We start from the raw sequence: 16,106 nt of genomic DNA, 5'->3' as shown, positions 1-16,106 counted from the left end.
TTAACCCTCCTTGACCAGGCCGAGATCGGTCAGCACGTTGCGGGTGGCGTTGTAGTAACGCACGTACCCGGTGCAACGGCAGACGTGATGGCCGAGGCTGTCCTCGATGACTTGTTCCAGTTTGCTTTTGACGATTGGCTGGCGTTGCAGCTTTTCCACCAGCACGGTCGCGGCGTTGACGAAGCCCGGTGCGCAGTAGCTGCACTGGAAGGCGAATTCGTCGACGAAACGCTGCTGGATCGGGTTCAGCTCGGTGACCTGGCCTTGCTTGTCACGCTTGGCGTGGCCTTCGATGGTGCGGACTTTCTTGCCCTCGAAGTAATGCGCGCCGGTGATGCAGGTACGCACTTCTTCGCTAGTGCCGTCCGGGTTGTCGACGATCACCACGCAGGCGTGGCAGATGCCCTGGCCGCAGCCCAGGCGCGAACCGGTGAGGTTTTTGTATTCGTGCAGGTAATCGATCATCGGCAGGTCATCAGGGATGTCCACCGGGCCGACGGTTTGACCGTTGAGGGTCAGTTGAAGCGGACGGTTAGCCATTGAGGGCCTCCTTGATGCGCGCAGCAGTGATTGGCAGATCGCGAACACGTTTACCGATGGCGTGGGCCACGGCGTTACCGATGGCACCGACCACCGGGATCATCACCACTTCGGCGATGCCTTTGGACGGGTCGCTCGGCGACAGCGGCGGCAGGATTTCCGACGTCTGCTTCCACACCGCCACATGGCGCGCCATCGGCAGGCGATAACGGTTGAAGTTCCAGTCACCCTCCCCCGGCCCGCCTTCGTACAGCGGCATCTCTTCCATCAAGGCGTGGCCGATGCCCATGGCGATCCCGCCTTCGAGCTGGCCACGGACCAATTCTTCGACCAGCACCCGACCGCACTCCAGCCACGAGTGATGGTTGAGCACTTCGACTTCTGCCGAACCTTTGTTGACCTTCAACTCGACCAGCGTTGCGACCGGACTGTAGTAAGTCACAGCGGCGTTGTTCAGTTGAACCACCGGATAGGCGATGTTCTGCCGATCCAGCAGATGGAAACCGTCGCTGGTCATCTGCGCTTTCTTGGCTTTCGGGGCGCCATCACCGTACTTCACGGCCAGACCGTCGAGCGGCAGACGCTCGCGCACGCCGTCGATGCTGTATTCGGCCTCAGCCCAACTCCAGCGGTTGAAACCATGAACCGTGGCAGCCGTGACCAGACCGCGCTCGTGAGCGCGTTTGGCCAGTTCCTCGAAGCTGAGCGGCTGCATGCCGTTGGCGGTGAGTTTGCCGTCGACCCAATGCGCATCTTCGCGACGCACCACATAGGGGTTGGCCTGGCCGCCGTACGGGCCCTGACGCCAGATCTCCAGCGCCGCCGGCCACAAACCGTGGTTGAACAGCACGCGCGCCGCTTCACGGGTGGCATGGCTGAAGTAATAGGCGGAGTTGGTCGCGGACGAGGCCGACGCCAGTTTGCCGACCCAGCGCGGGTTGCGCAGGAAGTTGTCCTGCTCAGCCTGGCTCATGATGTAAGGGTTGCCGGCGGTGACCAGCTGCATTTCCTTCCATTCGGTCTCGCCGGTCTTCACGTCGTGCGCCGGGCTGCCGAGGAAATCAGCGACCACCAGGGCTTGCGAAGTGGACATGCCGGTACCAATCTCGATGCCGATATGGCGCAGGGAAATGCGCCCTTCAGCGGTGAATTCGATACTGGCCATCGGCGCTTCGGAACCGGTGCCGAAGTCTTTCTGGCAAATGGCGAAACCCACGCCATACCAGTTGTCCGGATCCGCTGCTTCACGCTGTTTCTTGATCGCGTCGCGGTTCTTCCAGACTTCGTGCAGCGAAGCCTTGTCGAGAATCTCGTGCAGGCGCAACGCACCGGCCGGGATCGCGCCCTGGGTGTTTTTCATCCCGGAACGCAGCGCGTTCTTGCGGCGCAGATCGATGGCGTCGACACCGAGGCGGTCGGCGATTTCGTCGACCATCATTTCGGTGGAAGCCATGCTCTGCAGCGTGCCGTAGCCGCGCATCGAACCCGCTTCAACCCCGCGGGAGTGATAGGCGGTAACTTGCAGATCGTTCTGCGGCATGTAGTAGATCGACTGAGCCGCCGTTGCGCCAACCGCAGCCACCGACGGGCTGTAGTTGATCCGACCGCCACCATCGACGCTCATTTCGGCGCGGAAAATCTTGAAGCTGTGATCGGTCTTGTCCACCGCCAACTGGTAACGAATGTCGAACGGGTGACGCTTGATGCCGCTCTGGAACTGCTCGTAGCGGTCGTTGGCCAAGCGAATCGGCACACCCGCGCCATACAACGCCGCCAGGGCCGCGTAGTAGACGAAAATGTTGTGGTCCTTGGAGCCGTAACCGACGGTGTAACCCGGGTGCATGTTCAGGTTAGCCAGGCCGAAGCGCGACGGCGAGATCATCTTCGCGGTCTCGGTTGCAGCCTCCAGCGGGCACTGGGTGGCGACAACGAAATGCAAGGTCTTGGTCGCAGGGTCGTACCAGCCGTTGCCGTTGTCCGGCTCCATCGCGGCAGGCTCGATCGACGGGGTCTTGTAACGCTCGTCGAACACCAGCCAGTTGTCCGGTGGGGTGTCGATCTCTTTCTTCATGCGATCGGCGTAGAACAGGCCGCGCTCGGTCAGGTTGCCGTGCAGGTTCGGCTGGGAATTCCACACCGGGCGACGGTTTTTCAGCATCGGAAACAGGATCGAATCCTTGAGGCTGGCGAACTCGTCTTCATCTGCCGAGGTCGGGCCGCCGACGCGCACGTAGCGGAAACTGCCATAGGGATCGCCTTCGTAGAACGGCACTTTCGCACCGTAACGAATCGCTTTGTCATTGAATTTGAGTTTGTTCTTGGCCTGACGGAAACGCTCGAAATCGTTCCAGATCAGGATCGCGACCGGGTGACCGATGAACATCGGCACCTTGCCCTCAGGCAGCAAGGGATCCGGAGCGTGCTCTTCCGGGAATACGATGCCGTCCTTGTCCAGGTCGGCAGCGGTGACGATGCGATCAGGCTGCAAATCGGCGCCGAGCCACGACAGGTCATAGCCATCGTAGATTCGGTCGGCCTTGATGGTTTTCAGCAACATGGCGCGGCCTTGCTGCTGGGGCCAGCCCGGCATGTCCTTGGAGCGGATGTCGCGGGCAAACACCTTGCTGCCGCAGACCTTGGACAAGGCATCGTTACGCTGGCGCGCCTTGCCGTTGTTGCCGAGCCACTGCTCGGACGGCACGGTCACGCTGTTTTCCATCAAGGCAGCCAGCGCCTGACTGCTGAGCGGCGTGAGCGTAACGCTCACACCCGCCACCAGCCCGCCCTGAAGGAACGAGCGCCGGGATATTTCACGGTTGGACATGGATCATCCTCTGGGCGGTTATGGATCCGCCCTTCTGGTTATCTACTGGGAATCTCGAGTCTTGCAGAAGCCCTTTTTGGCTAAACAAAGGACGTGATGACAGTGCAAAGCTGACCGAAAGGTTAACTTTAAAGGTTTCTGCGCTCGCAGCAAACAACCAGTTACAAAAATCTGACTAAAGAATCAAAAATCAATGCGGCATTGCATCGCAGTGGCCCATAGACGCAGGGGAGATTTTCCGGCGGCATCGAACGAGCCACAGCTGGCGTTCGTCGCTGGACAAAAGGGCAGGAATTTGGGAAAGGTCAAATTTCAGACACAAAAAACCCCGGTCTTTCGACCAGGGTCTTTGCTATCGATTCCGAATCAACCAAAGGTTGTTTTCGGTGTTTCAAGGCGTTCAGTGGTCCTTGAAACAGATATGGCGCAGCGGACGGGACTCGAACCCGCGACCCCCGGCGTGACAGGCCGGTATTCTAACCGACTGAACTACCGCTGCGTATCGCTTTGAGCTGACGCTCAAGTAACTCGTTTGACTGAAAGCTTCGGTGCTTTTCAATCGCGAACCAGACAGTGTCTGACTCGTTAAATATGGCGCAGCGGACGGGACTCGAACCCGCGACCCCCGGCGTGACAGGCCGGTATTCTAACCGACTGAACTACCGCTGCGCGTCGGTGGAGGCACTTTCAGCCTACCTCTTGCTTTCGCAAGTCTCTCGGGGAGTGGTGGGTGATGACGGGATCGAACCGCCGACATTCTGCTTGTAAGGCAGACGCTCTCCCAGCTGAGCTAATCACCCGTTTGCATCTCCGAGGCCGCGAAATTTACGCAGGTAGCGAACCTAAGTCAATAGCAGGATTGAAGTTTTTCTCAAAAAGACAAAAACATGTCATTCCGAGTAGATCATCTTCTTGGTCATGCCGCCGTCGACCACGAATTCCTGGCCCGTCACAAACCCGGCATTCTTCGACAGCAGCCAGGCCACCATCGCCGCCACGTCCTCGACCGTCCCTACCCTGCCCGCCGGATGCTGGGCATGATCGATATCGGTCAGAGGCTCGGCGCGGCGCGCAGAGGGATCCCGCGCATCGATCCAGCCCGGACTGACCGCATTGACGCGAATCTCCGGCCCGAGACTGATCGCCAGTGCGTGAGTCAACGCCAGCAAGCCGCCCTTGCTCGCCGCATAGGCTTCGGTATCAGGTTCCGATTGCGCCGCACGGGTCGAGGCCAGATTGACGATCGCCCCGTTGTGCGCCCGCAGATACGGCGCACAATGCTTGGCCAGCAACATCGGACCACTGAGATTCACCGCCAGCACCCGATTCCAGTAGGCCAGATCCAGGCTTTCCAGCGTGATGTTGTGCGGATCGGCCACCGCCGCGTTGCACACCAACGCATCCAGACGACCGAATTGCCCCAACACTTCAGCGACGCCGAGCGCCACCTGGCTTTCATCCGCCACGTCCATGGCGATGAACCAGGCGTTCTCACCCAGCACTTTCGCCACTTTGGAACCACGCACCCGATCCAGATCCGACAGCACCACCTGCCAGCCTTCGCTGATCAGCCACGCCGCGATCCCCAGACCGATACCGCGAGCGGCACCCGTGACCAGCGCAACGCGGCCATGGGTGCCCGTCTTCGGAGTGGACAACTCGATCACAACGCCGCCAGACCGCGCGCCAGATCGGCTTGCAGGTCAGCGACGTCTTCCAGACCGACCGCGATGCGGATCAGGCTGTCACGAATCCCCGCCGCTTCACGCTCCTGCGGCGCCAGACGGCCGTGGGACGTGGTGCTCGGGTGAGTGATGGTGGTTTTGCTGTCACCCAGGTTGGCGGTAATCGAGATCAAACGGGTCGCATCGATAAAGCGCCAGGCGCCCTCTTTGCCGCCCTTCACCTCGAAGCTGACCACCGCACCGAAGCCCTTCTGCTGACGCTGGGCCAGTTCGTGCTGCGGGTGGCTCTTGAGGCCGGCGTAATGCACTTTTTCGATGCCGTCCTGCTGCTCCAGCCACTCGGCCAGTTGCTGGGCGTTGGCACAGTGCGCCTTCATCCGCAGATTCAGGGTTTCCAGACCCTTGAGGAAGATCCAGGCGTTGAACGGGCTCAGGGTTGGCCCGGCGGTACGCAGGAAGCCGACGATTTCTTTCATCTGCTCGCTGCGACCGGCAACCACGCCGCCCATGCAACGGCCCTGGCCATCGATGAACTTGGTGGCCGAATGCACAACGATGTCTGCGCCCAACTTCAGCGGCTGCTGCAACGCCGGCGTGCAGAAGCAGTTGTCGACCACCAGCATCGCGCCCTTGGCGTGAGCGATTTCCGACAGCGCGGTGATATCCACCAGCTCAGCCAGCGGGTTGGACGGAGATTCGACGAACAGCAGTTTGGTGTTGGACTTGATCGCCGCATCCCAGGCCGACAGATCTGCCAGCGGAACGTAATCGACTTCCACGCCGAAACGCTTGAAGTACTTCTCGAACAGGCTGATGGTCGAACCGAACACGCTGCGCGACACCAGCACATGATCGCCGGCACTGCACAGGCTCATCACCACCGCCATGATCGCAGCCATGCCAGTCGCCGTGGCTACGGCTTGTTCGGCGCCTTCCAGCGCAGCAATGCGCTCTTCGAACGAGCGAACGGTCGGATTGGTATAACGCGAGTAAACGTTGCCCGGCACTTCCCCGGCAAACCGCGCAGCGGCGTCGGCGGCGGTACGGAACACGTAGCTGGAAGTGAAGAACATCGGATCACCGTGCTCGCCTTCCGGCGTACGGTGCTGACCGGCACGTACGGCCAGGGTATCGAACGCTACGCCTTCAAGGTCGCTGTCCAGCCGACCGGCATCCCATTCCTGACTCATGCTGTCACTCCTTGCCCTGTTCTCGATAAATAAAAGTCTTTTGCCAGATACAAAACCGGCCCCTAAGGGCCGGTTGAAACTCAGTTGTTGTACAGATCGATGATCGCACTGACCGCCTGGGTCTTGACCTTCGAGGCATCGTTGCGTGCCTGTTCGATCTTGTTCAGGTAAGCCTCATCGACGTCGCCGGTGACGTACTTGCCGTCAAACACCGCGCAATCGAAGTTTTCGATCTTGATCTTGCCGCCGCCGACCGCTTCGATCAAGTCAGGCAGGTCCTGATAGATCAGCCAGTCAGCGCCGATCAGGTCAGCGACATCCTGAGTCGAACGATTGTGCGCGATCAGCTCGTGAGCGCTCGGCATGTCGATGCCGTACACGTTCGGGAAGCGCACAGCCGGAGCTGCCGAGCAGAAGTAGACGTTTTTCGCACCGGCTTCGCGGGCCATCTGGATGATCTGCTTGCAGGTCGTGCCGCGAACGATCGAGTCGTCCACCAGCATCACGTTCTTGCCGCGGAATTCCAGCTCGATGGCATTGAGCTTCTGGCGTACCGATTTCTTGCGCGCAGCCTGGCCAGGCATGATGAAGGTACGGCCGATGTAACGGTTCTTGACGAAGCCTTCGCGGAATTTCACGCCCAGATGGTTCGCCAGCTCGAGTGCGGCAGTACGGCTGGTATCCGGAATCGGGATGACCACGTCGATGTCGTGCTCAGGACGCTCGCGCAGAATCTTCTCGGCCAGCTTCTCACCCATGCGCAGACGGGCCTTGTAGACCGACACGCCGTCGATGATCGAATCCGGACGCGCCAGATAGACGTGTTCGAAGATGCACGGTGTCAGGGACGGGTTGGTCGCGCACTGACGAGTGTGCAGCTTGCCGTCTTCAGTGATGTAGACCGCTTCGCCCGGTGCCAGGTCGCGGATCAGGGTGAAGCCGAGCACGTCCAGCGAAACGCTTTCGGAAGCGATCATGTACTCGACGCCTTCGTCGGTGTGACGCTGGCCGAACACGATCGGACGGATGCCGTGCGGGTCACGGAAACCGACGATGCCGTAACCGGTCACCATCGCGACGACGGCGTAACCACCGACGCAACGATTGTGCACGTCGGTCACCGCAGCAAACACGTCTTCTTCAGTCGGCTGCAACTTGCCGCGCTGGGCCAGTTCGTGAGCGAACACGTTGAGCAGCACTTCCGAGTCGGAGCTGGTGTTGACGTGACGCAGATCGGATTCGTAGATTTCCTTGGCCAACTGTTCAACGTTGGTCAGGTTGCCGTTGTGCGCCAGAGTGATGCCGTAAGGCGAGTTGACGTAGAACGGCTGAGCCTCGGCCGACGTCGAGCTGCCGGCGGTCGGGTAACGGACGTGACCGATACCCATGTGGCCGACCAGGCGCTGCATGTGACGCTGCTGAAACACGTCACGCACCAGGCCATTGTCCTTGCGCAAGAACAACCGGCCATCATGGCTGGTCACGATACCGGCAGCGTCCTGGCCGCGGTGCTGGAGCACGGTTAGCGCGTCATACAGCGCCTGATTGACGTTCGACTTACCGACGATACCGACGATGCCACACATGCGACGCAACCCCTACTTAATGGATCTGAACTGAACAACACTCACTGAGGCGTTTTGGCCGACGGCAAGAGTTGCTCCTTGAACGGAATATCAGCGGGTACGCTGATTCCGCTGGCAAGCCACTGACTGCTCCACCCGAGAATCAGGTTCTTGGACCAGTCTGCGACCAATAGAAACTTTGGCACGAGCTGTGATTCTTTCCACCACCCGTCCTGCTGTACCGGCCCCAGGCTCAGCAGCCCGACCGCCACGACCACCAGCAACACGCCACGCGCAGCGCCGAAGGCCATGCCGAGGAATCGATCGGTCCCGGACAACCCGGTGACGCGAACCAACTCGCCGATAAGATAATTGATCATTGCGCCCACGATCAGTGTGGCGACAAACATGATGGCACAGCCCGTGATCACACGAGCCGATGGCGTTTGAATGTATCCGGCGAGGTACTCGGACAATGAGCCACCGAACATCCAGGCAACAGCTCCTGCGATGATCCAGGTCACCAGCGACAATGCTTCTTTGACGAAGCCGCGGCTCAAACTGATCAATGCGGAGATGGCGATGATTGCAACGATCGCCCAGTCAACCCAGGTAAATGGCACAGTGCAGCCTACAGACGGATAAGGCGGCGCATTTTAGCAGAGCGCAGGGCTGTCGGTAAGCTGCGAATGTCAGTGCATTTCAATCGAGGTGATAGTTTTCAGCCACGCTCGGGCTGGAAGCGCACCACAAACCCTTTGAGGTTCTGCTGGCGACTCAACAAATCGCGCAAACGATCGGCTTCGGCGCGCTCGATCAGCGGACCGACGAACACCCGGTTCTTGCCATCGGCGGAACGGATGTAAGCGTTGTAGCCCTGACTGCGCAGGGTCTTCTGCAGGCTTTCGGCGCTGGCGCGGCTCGACAGACTGGCCAGTTGCACCGACCAGCTCACCGACAAGCCATTGGCGTCGACGCGACTCTGGGTAGTATCCGGTTTGGCAGAAAGCGCAGCGATCGGCTGGGCCGGGGCTGCGGCAGGTTTGGCCACGGGAGCCGGTGCCGGCGGAACCGCAACCGGTTTGGCTACGGGCGCAGGAGCCGGAGCTGCAGGCGCAGGCGCAGGCGCAATCGGTGCCGCTGGCGCCGTCTGCTCGGCAACTTCGTCATCGCTCGGCACAGGCTCTTGCGGCAGAACCTGCGGCTCAGGCACTGCCACTGTCTCCATCTGGATCTGCGCCACGGCGGGTGCCTGCGGTGCAGCCGGCGCCTCGACGGTCACCTGACGTTGTTCGTCCTGACGGGAAAACAGCATCGGCAGGAAAATCACCGCCAGCGCCACCAGCACCAGGGCACCGACCATGCGTTGCTTGTACGCCTTATCCAGCAAAGCCATTTGCTGCTTCCTCCGTGGAGCGCCGAGACAGCCATTCAAGGGCCTCGGCGACACAATAAAATGATCCGAACAGCAAGATCTCGTCGTCGCTGGTGGCCACTGCACACTGCCCTTCCAGAGCGGCCGCCACGCTGTCATAAGACGTGACCGAGGCGCCAAGGTTCTGCAATGCCTGATTCAATTCAGCCACCGGACGCGCACGCGGCGAATCCAGCGGCGCCACCGCCCAATGCTGGACGCTGGCATTCAATTCACCGACCACACCGTCCAGATCCTTGTCCGCCAACAGGCCGAACACAGCCAGGCGCTTGCCGACCGGTGGACGAGCAGCCAGACGCCGGGCCAGGTACTCCGCCGCATGCGGGTTATGACCGACATCCAGCAACAGGTTCAGACGCTTGCCATTCCACTCGAACGAACGGCGATCAAGACGACCGACCACGCGAGTCGCCTGCAAGGCCGCAACAATCTGTTGAGCATCCCAAGGCAACCCGAGCAGCAGATAAGCCTGCAAGGCCAGCGCGGTGTTTTCCATCGGCAGGTCAAGCAGCGGCAAATCACGCAGCTCTACGACCTGACCGTCAGCATCAGTGCCACGCCACTGCCAGAATTGATCAGTGATGCCGAGATCGAAATCGCGCCCACGCAGGAAGAACGGGCAAGCAAGCTCGCGCGCCTTGTCCAGCAAAGGTTGTGGAGGATTCAGATCGCCGCACAGTGCAGGTTTGCCCTGACGGAAAATCCCAGCCTTCTCGAAGGCCACGGATTCGCGGGTATCGCCCAGGTAATCGGCATGATCAACACCGATGCTGGTGACCAGCGCGATGTCGGCATCGACCACGTTGACCGTGTCCAGACGCCCGCCCAGACCGACTTCCAGCACCACCGCATCGAGCCCGGCCTGTTGAAACAGCCAGAACGCCGCCAGGGTGCCCATTTCGAAGTAAGTCAGGGAAGTCTCGCCCCGCCCGGCCTCGACCGCCGCGAAGGCTTCGCACAACTGTGCATCAGTGGCTTCGACGCCATTGAGCTGCACCCGCTCGTTGTAACGCAGCAGGTGCGGGGAATTGTAGACACCAACGCTCAGGCCCTGCGCCCGCAGCAACGAAGCCACGAAAGCGCAGGTCGAACCTTTGCCGTTGGTGCCGGTGACCGTAATCACCCGAGGCGCCGGCTGGCCCAGCCCCATGCGGGACGCTACCTGTTGCGAACGCTCCAGCCCCATGTCGATGGCCGAGGGATGCAACTGCTCAAGGTAGGCGAGCCACTCGCCAAGGGTGCGCTCGGTCATACGTTGGCAGGCACCGGCGGAACGACGATCGGCTCGATCGGCGCAGCAACGAAGGTCGGGGTCGGCTTGCCGGTCAGTTGCGCCAGCAGATTACCCAGACGTGGACGCAGTTCACGACGGTCGATGATCAGGTCGATTGCACCGTGCTCCAGCAGGAACTCGCTGCGCTGGAAACCTTCCGGCAGTTTTTCGCGAACGGTCTGCTCGATCACGCGCGGACCGGCGAAGCCGATCAGGGCTTTCGGCTCACCGACGATCACGTCGCCCAGCATTGCCAGACTGGCGGAAACGCCGCCGTAGACCGGATCGGTCAGCACGGAGATGAACGGAATGCCTTCTTCACGCAGACGCGCCAGTACGGCCGACGTCTTGGCCATCTGCATCAGCGAGATCAGGGCTTCCTGCATTCGCGCGCCACCGGAGGCGGAGAAGCAGATCATCGGGCAACGGTTTTCCAGGGCGTAGTTGGCGGCGCGCACGAAGCGCTCACCGACGATGGCGCCCATGGAACCGCCCATGAAGCTGAATTCGAACGCCGAAACCACCACCGGCATGCCCAGCAGGGTGCCGCTCATGGAAATCAGTGCGTCTTTCTCGCCGGTCTGCTTCTGGGCAGCGGTCAGACGATCCTTGTACTTCTTGCCGTCGCGGAACTTCAGACGGTCAACCGGCTCCAGGTCAGCGCCCAGTTCGGCACGGCCTTCGGCATCCAGGAAAATGTCGATGCGCGCACGTGCGCCGATGCGCATGTGGTGGTTGCATTTAGGGCAAACGTCCAGGGTCTTTTCCAGCTCCGGACGATACAGCACAGCCTCGCAGGACGGGCATTTGTGCCACAGGCCTTCAGGCACCGAGCTCTTCTTGACCTCCGAACGCATGATCGAAGGGATCAGCTTGTCTACCAACCAGTTGCTCATGCTTTCTTTCTCCAGTACCGGCGGCCCGAACGCTCTGGTTCGCGGCCCCGCGTATGCCCTTCAGCTAAATTCATGTGTGGCGATGATCGTCTGGGCTGCCGGGTCAGCGGAACTGACCTGCGTACAACCCGAAAAGACCCTCAGCCTCTTTTCTACAGAGCTGTGGACGGCGGCAGTCTGCCAGCCGTCACATCAACGTACGGCGTTGATGAACGCCCGAATCTTTGCGTGATCCTTGATGCCCTTGCTCGCCTCTACCCCACCGCTGACATCCACCGCGTATGGCCGCACCCGGGCAACGGCATCGGCGACGTTCTCCGGTGTCAGCCCGCCGGCCAGAATCAGCGGCTTGCTCAAACCCTGCGGAATCAATGACCAGTCGAACGCCTCGCCGGTTCCACCGGGCACGCCCTCAACATACGTATCGAGCAGCACGCCACTGGCGCTCGGGTAGGCATCGCAGGCGGCGGCGATGTCATCGCCCGCCTTGACCCGCAGGGCCTTGATATAAGGCCGGTGCCAGCCTTCGCAGTCGGCGACGGATTCATCACCGTGAAATTGCAGCAGATCCAGCGGCACGGCATCGAGGATTTCCCCGAGCTCGCAGCGACTGGCATTGACGAACAGCCCGACCGTGGTCACGAACGGCGGCAATGCAGCGATGATCGCGCGCGCCTGCTGAACGGTTACCGCCCGTGGACTCTTGGCGTAGAACACAAACCCGATGGCATCGGCCCCGGCCTCGACGGCTGCCAACGCATCTTCTATGCGGGTAATCCCGCAAATCTTGCTGCGAACGGCCGACATGTCGATAAAAACCTCAGGGCAAATCCGGGAAAGTCCCGGATGGTAACAAATGCATTCGAGGGCGTCAGCCGTCAAGTTCCGAGAAACCCGTAAGGAAATGTGGCCCGATGAAACGCTCGGGCAACGGGAACTCGTCATGGTACTCGACCTGCACCAGATACAGCCCGAACGGATGCGCCGTGACACCGCCGGAGCGCCGCTCGCGGCTCTCCAGTACTTCCTTCATCCACTCCGGCGAGCGCTCGCCGGCACCGATCGTCATCAACACCCCGGCGATGTTGCGCACCATGTGGTGCAGGAAAGCGTTGGCGCGGATGTCCAGCACGATCATTTTGCCGTGACGGGTCACGCGCAAGTGATGCATCTTCTTGATCGGCGACTTCGCCTGGCACTGCCCGGCACGGAACGCGCTGAAATCATGAGTACCGATCAGGTACTGCGCGGCCTCGGCCATGCGTTCCACGTCCAGCGGACGGTGATTCCAGGTGATTTCTTCATTGAGATGCGCCGGGCGGATCTGATCGTTGTAGATCACGTAGCGGTAACGCCGGGCGATGGCCTTGAATCGCGCATGAAAGTGCGCTGGCATGACCTTCGCCCAGCTGACGCTGATGTCATGGGGCAAATTGATGTTGGCGCCCATGACCCAAGCTTTCAGCGAACGATCGACCTGGGTGTCGAAATGCACGACTTGCCCGCAGGCATGCACGCCGGCGTCCGTGCGCCCGGCGCATTGCAGCGAGATCGGCGAATTGGCAACCTTCGACAAGGCTTTTTCCAGGGTTTCCTGCACAGTGAGCACGCCTGTGGACTGGCGCTGCCAGCCGCTGTAGCGCGAACCCTTGTATTCAACGCCCAGGGCGACGCGGAAAAAGCCTTCGGGGGCCATTTCGGCGGCCGGGTTATCTATGTTTGCCAAGTCGGTACAGCCTGCTGATCTACAAAGGCGGGCATTATAAGGCGGCGAACCGGGGATACCAGACCCAAACAAAAACGGCAGCCTCGAAGGGCTGCCGTTTTATTTATCGCTGAACGCTGACTCAGGCCAGATGCGAAAGCATCTCCTTCGCTTCGTTCTTCTGCTTGTCGTCACCTTCGCTGAGCACTTCCTTGAGGATGTCACGCGCGCCGTCGTTGTCGCCCATGTCGATGTAGGCCTGCGCCAGATCGAGTTTGGTGGCAGCTTCGTCGGTGCCAGCGAGGAAGTCGAAGTCATCCTCACCCAGATCGCCACCCAACGCAGCATCGGCCTCAGTGAAGCTTGGCTCGTTGATGCTGCCCGACAGGCGATCCAGTTCAGCGTTGACGTCATCCAGCTCCGCAGCGAATGCATCCGGCTCGGCCGGGGCCGCATCCATTTCGTCAGCCAGGGACAGGTCGAAATCGGCTGGCAGCTCCAGATCATCCAGCGGCGGCTCGGCCACGACCGGCGGCTCGACCGGCGCAAGATCCTTCACGCCTTCGTCCAGATCCAGCAGGAAGTCGTCGTCAGCCAGTTCAACCGGTACAGGCGCAGGATCGGCACCCAGATCCAGATCCAGGTCGAAATCAGACAGATCGTCGAGGTTTTCCTTGATCTCGGTCTGCTGCTGCAGAACCGACTCGAAGCTCAGATCGTCATCCGCCGGGAACTCGTCCAGCTCGACCGGCGCTTCAGGCTCGACAGCCGCGGCCGGAGCAACAGGCTCCACCGGTGTGATGTTGTCGAGATCATCCAGGCTCAGGTCGAAAGCGCTGTCCAGATCGTCTTCCGCGGCAGCAGGCGCTTCAGGCACTTCAGGCTCGTCGAGCAGCAGGTCCTTGACGTATTCCGCGTCCAGTTCAGCAGCAATGGCAGCAGCGGCCAGACCACTCGCCACGACAACCGCCATGGCCGGGAAGCGGCTTTTCAGCTCTTCGACCTTGGCAAAGTTATCGCCGTTGGCGACCAGCTGACGCTCCTGACCGACGAAGGCATCGCGATCACCCTGGCGACCGTAGACTTCCATCAGCTTCAGACGCAGGTCACTGCGCTGCGGCTCCAGGCTGACGCCCTCTTCCAGCAATGCGGCGGCCTGATTCAGACGACCGCCGTCGATGTGCGACTGCGCCTTGTCCAGCACGTCGTCGGAACGCTCGGCCGCCGGGGCCACCAGCGGCGCGGCGATCGGCTCGGCCATCACGACCGGAGCCACCACCGCAGCGGCAACAGGCGCCGCTGCTGGTGCTGGCGTGAGTTTGACGCTCGCTGCCGGCACTTCCAGGCCTTCGAAGCTGCTTTCCGGCAGATCGAGTTCAGGCGCGAACGATTGCTCCTCAAGCGCCCGAGCCATGCGCAGGTGCTTTTCAGCTTCCTGCTGAGCCTTGCGGCGGCGAGCCAGCAGCAACAACAGAAGCAACAGCACCACCGCACCACCACCGACCAGACCCAGCAGGATCGGGTTGGTCAGCAATTCGTTGAAGGTTTTCTCATCATCGGCGGCAGGCTTCGACTCGACCACTGGCTCAACCGGTGCTGGAGAAACGGCCTCCGGCGCAGGCGCGACAGGTGCAGCTTCTGCCGGGGTGGCCGGTGGCGTGGCGGCCAGTTCGGCGGTGATCGCCGGAACCGGGGAAACCGCAGGTGCGGCGGCTGCGGGAGCTGGCGCAGTAGCGGACCCTTCGGCCTGCAACTTCGCCAGTTGATTGTTCTTCAGTTCGATCAGGCGTTGCAGCTTGTCCAGCTGACTTTGCAGATCGGTCATGCGGCTTTTCAGTTCCGCATTGTCACGACGGGTCGTGTCGAGGCTTTCCTGGGTCACCGCCAGTTTGTTGCTCAAGGCCTTGGCGTCGCCGGCCGGGCCCTTGCCGCGACCCTTGGCACCTTCAGCCGAGACCAGGCTCAGGTTGTCCTTGGCATTCTTGGCAGGACCGGTGTTGGCGCGGCCACGGTTGGTCGCATCAAGCTGCTGCTGACCGGTGCCTGGCTTGGCCACATAACGACGACCCTGACGCCAGGCCTCGTTCTGCGCGGCCACTTCGGCAATGGCTTTGGATTGCGGCAGCGCGGTGCTTTGCACCTCATCCGGCAGACGCAGCACCTGACCGGTTTTCAAGCGGTTGATGTTGCCGCCGATGAACGCATCCGGGTTCAGGGCCTGGATCGCCAGCATGGTCTGCTGGACCGAACCGCCAGTACGCGCCTTCGCTGCGATTTCCCACAGGGTGTCGCGTGGCGTGGTGGTATGGGTCGAATGCGTTGCACCCGTGGTCGGCGCGGTGATGGTTTGCGTCGGCGCCGGTTGAACGGCGGCATCGGCGGTCTGCGGCGAGAACTTCGACGGATCCAGCAGCACGCTGTAATCGCGCAGCAGTCGACCGTTAGGCCACATCACCTGCACGAGGAATTTCACCATCGGTTCCGACAGCGGTTTGCTCGAGGTAATACGCAGCACGCTTTTGCCGCTGGCGTTGAGCACCGGAGTGAAAGTCAGATCATTGAGGAAGGCCTGGCGATCGACACCGGCCTTGGCGAAATCTTCCGGCGAGGCCAGGCTCGGTACCACTTCGGCAGCGGTCAGATCCTTGACATCGAGCAGCTCGATTTCCGCCACCAGCGGCTGGTTCAGGGTCGACTTCAGGGTCAGCTCCCCGAGCCCGAGGGCATGCGCCATACCGGAGGACAGCGCCGAGGCGGCCGCTATTGCTAACACCAGTTTGCGAACTTGAACCATAGCCTCTTCCTTTGTTTGAACGTTCCTCGGCCAGCGAGAAGATGTTGATTGTCGCTGCCGTAAGGCATTGCGCGCGACGACGACAGCATGCCGCGCGCGATCATTTCTTTGATGCCCCGGAATGTCCCGGAGGGTGTTACGTCATCAAGTGATCTGGCCAAGCATAGCGCCCGGCTAGAATCAGTCGACAAATTGTTGC

The 16,106-nt window shown here is 61.1% G+C and carries 12 protein-coding genes and 3 tRNA genes; all 15 read right to left on the bottom strand.

Going from position 1 to position 16,106, the window contains the following annotated elements:
- Entirely contained in the window at positions 1-540 is a 540-nt protein-coding gene (locus AC3WRD_RS12365; RefSeq protein WP_102621537.1) for a (2Fe-2S)-binding protein, read from the bottom strand.
- Positions 533-3,364: a xanthine dehydrogenase family protein molybdopterin-binding subunit gene (locus AC3WRD_RS12360; protein ID WP_102621536.1), complete on the bottom strand. Its 2,832-nt coding sequence runs from the start codon at positions 3,362-3,364 to the stop codon at positions 533-535. Before AC3WRD_RS12360 ends, AC3WRD_RS12365 begins: the two co-directional genes overlap by 8 nt.
- A 422-nt stretch (positions 3,365-3,786) precedes the next feature.
- Positions 3,787-3,863: transfer RNA gene (locus AC3WRD_RS12355), tRNA-Asp, on the bottom strand.
- A gap of 93 nt (positions 3,864-3,956) precedes the next feature.
- Positions 3,957-4,033, bottom strand: a tRNA-Asp gene (locus tag AC3WRD_RS12350).
- Positions 4,034-4,088: 55 nt separating this feature from the next.
- Positions 4,089-4,164, bottom strand: a tRNA-Val gene (locus tag AC3WRD_RS12345).
- Positions 4,165-4,254: 90 nt separating this feature from the next.
- The gene (locus AC3WRD_RS12340) at positions 4,255-5,031 is read right to left on the bottom strand and encodes an SDR family oxidoreductase (protein WP_096821206.1); all 777 of its coding nucleotides are present in this window, start codon (positions 5,029-5,031) and stop codon (positions 4,255-4,257) included.
- The gene (locus AC3WRD_RS12335) at positions 5,028-6,239 is read right to left on the bottom strand and encodes an O-succinylhomoserine sulfhydrylase (protein WP_102621535.1); all 1,212 of its coding nucleotides are present in this window, start codon (positions 6,237-6,239) and stop codon (positions 5,028-5,030) included. Before AC3WRD_RS12335 ends, AC3WRD_RS12340 begins: the two co-directional genes overlap by 4 nt.
- An 80-nt stretch (positions 6,240-6,319) precedes the next feature.
- Complete coding sequence (gene purF, locus AC3WRD_RS12330) at positions 6,320-7,825, bottom strand: amidophosphoribosyltransferase (RefSeq protein ID WP_007956466.1); 1,506 nt, start codon at positions 7,823-7,825, stop codon at positions 6,320-6,322.
- Positions 7,826-7,866: 41 nt separating this feature from the next.
- A complete protein-coding gene (locus tag AC3WRD_RS12325) occupies positions 7,867-8,427 on the bottom strand; it encodes a CvpA family protein (protein ID WP_007956464.1) in 561 nt (186 codons plus the stop codon).
- 98 nt (positions 8,428-8,525) lie between these two features.
- Positions 8,526-9,200: an SPOR domain-containing protein gene (locus AC3WRD_RS12320; protein WP_102621534.1), complete on the bottom strand. Its 675-nt coding sequence runs from the start codon at positions 9,198-9,200 to the stop codon at positions 8,526-8,528.
- The gene (gene folC / locus AC3WRD_RS12315) at positions 9,184-10,491 is read right to left on the bottom strand and encodes a bifunctional tetrahydrofolate synthase/dihydrofolate synthase (protein ID WP_102621533.1); all 1,308 of its coding nucleotides are present in this window, start codon (positions 10,489-10,491) and stop codon (positions 9,184-9,186) included. The genes AC3WRD_RS12320 and folC overlap by 17 nt, the downstream gene beginning before the upstream one ends.
- Positions 10,488-11,408, bottom strand: a complete 921-nt coding sequence (accD, locus tag AC3WRD_RS12310; protein ID WP_096821202.1) for an acetyl-CoA carboxylase, carboxyltransferase subunit beta — start codon at positions 11,406-11,408, stop codon at positions 10,488-10,490. Before accD ends, folC begins: the two co-directional genes overlap by 4 nt.
- A 192-nt stretch (positions 11,409-11,600) precedes the next feature.
- Positions 11,601-12,215, bottom strand: a complete 615-nt coding sequence (locus tag AC3WRD_RS12305) for a phosphoribosylanthranilate isomerase (protein ID WP_096821201.1) — start codon at positions 12,213-12,215, stop codon at positions 11,601-11,603.
- Positions 12,216-12,279: 64 nt separating this feature from the next.
- Positions 12,280-13,104: a tRNA pseudouridine(38-40) synthase TruA gene (gene truA, locus AC3WRD_RS12300; protein ID WP_173861340.1), complete on the bottom strand. Its 825-nt coding sequence runs from the start codon at positions 13,102-13,104 to the stop codon at positions 12,280-12,282.
- A gap of 151 nt (positions 13,105-13,255) precedes the next feature.
- Positions 13,256-15,907, bottom strand: coding sequence for a motility hub landmark protein FimV (locus tag AC3WRD_RS12295; protein ID WP_102621531.1), 2,652 nt, complete (start codon positions 15,905-15,907; stop codon positions 13,256-13,258).
- Positions 15,908-16,106: the final 199 nt, after the last annotated feature.

The organism is Pseudomonas sp. FW215-R2 (assembly GCF_058789255.1).
Note: the sequence above shows the minus strand (reverse complement) of the source record. Positions and strands in the feature narration are given on the sequence as shown.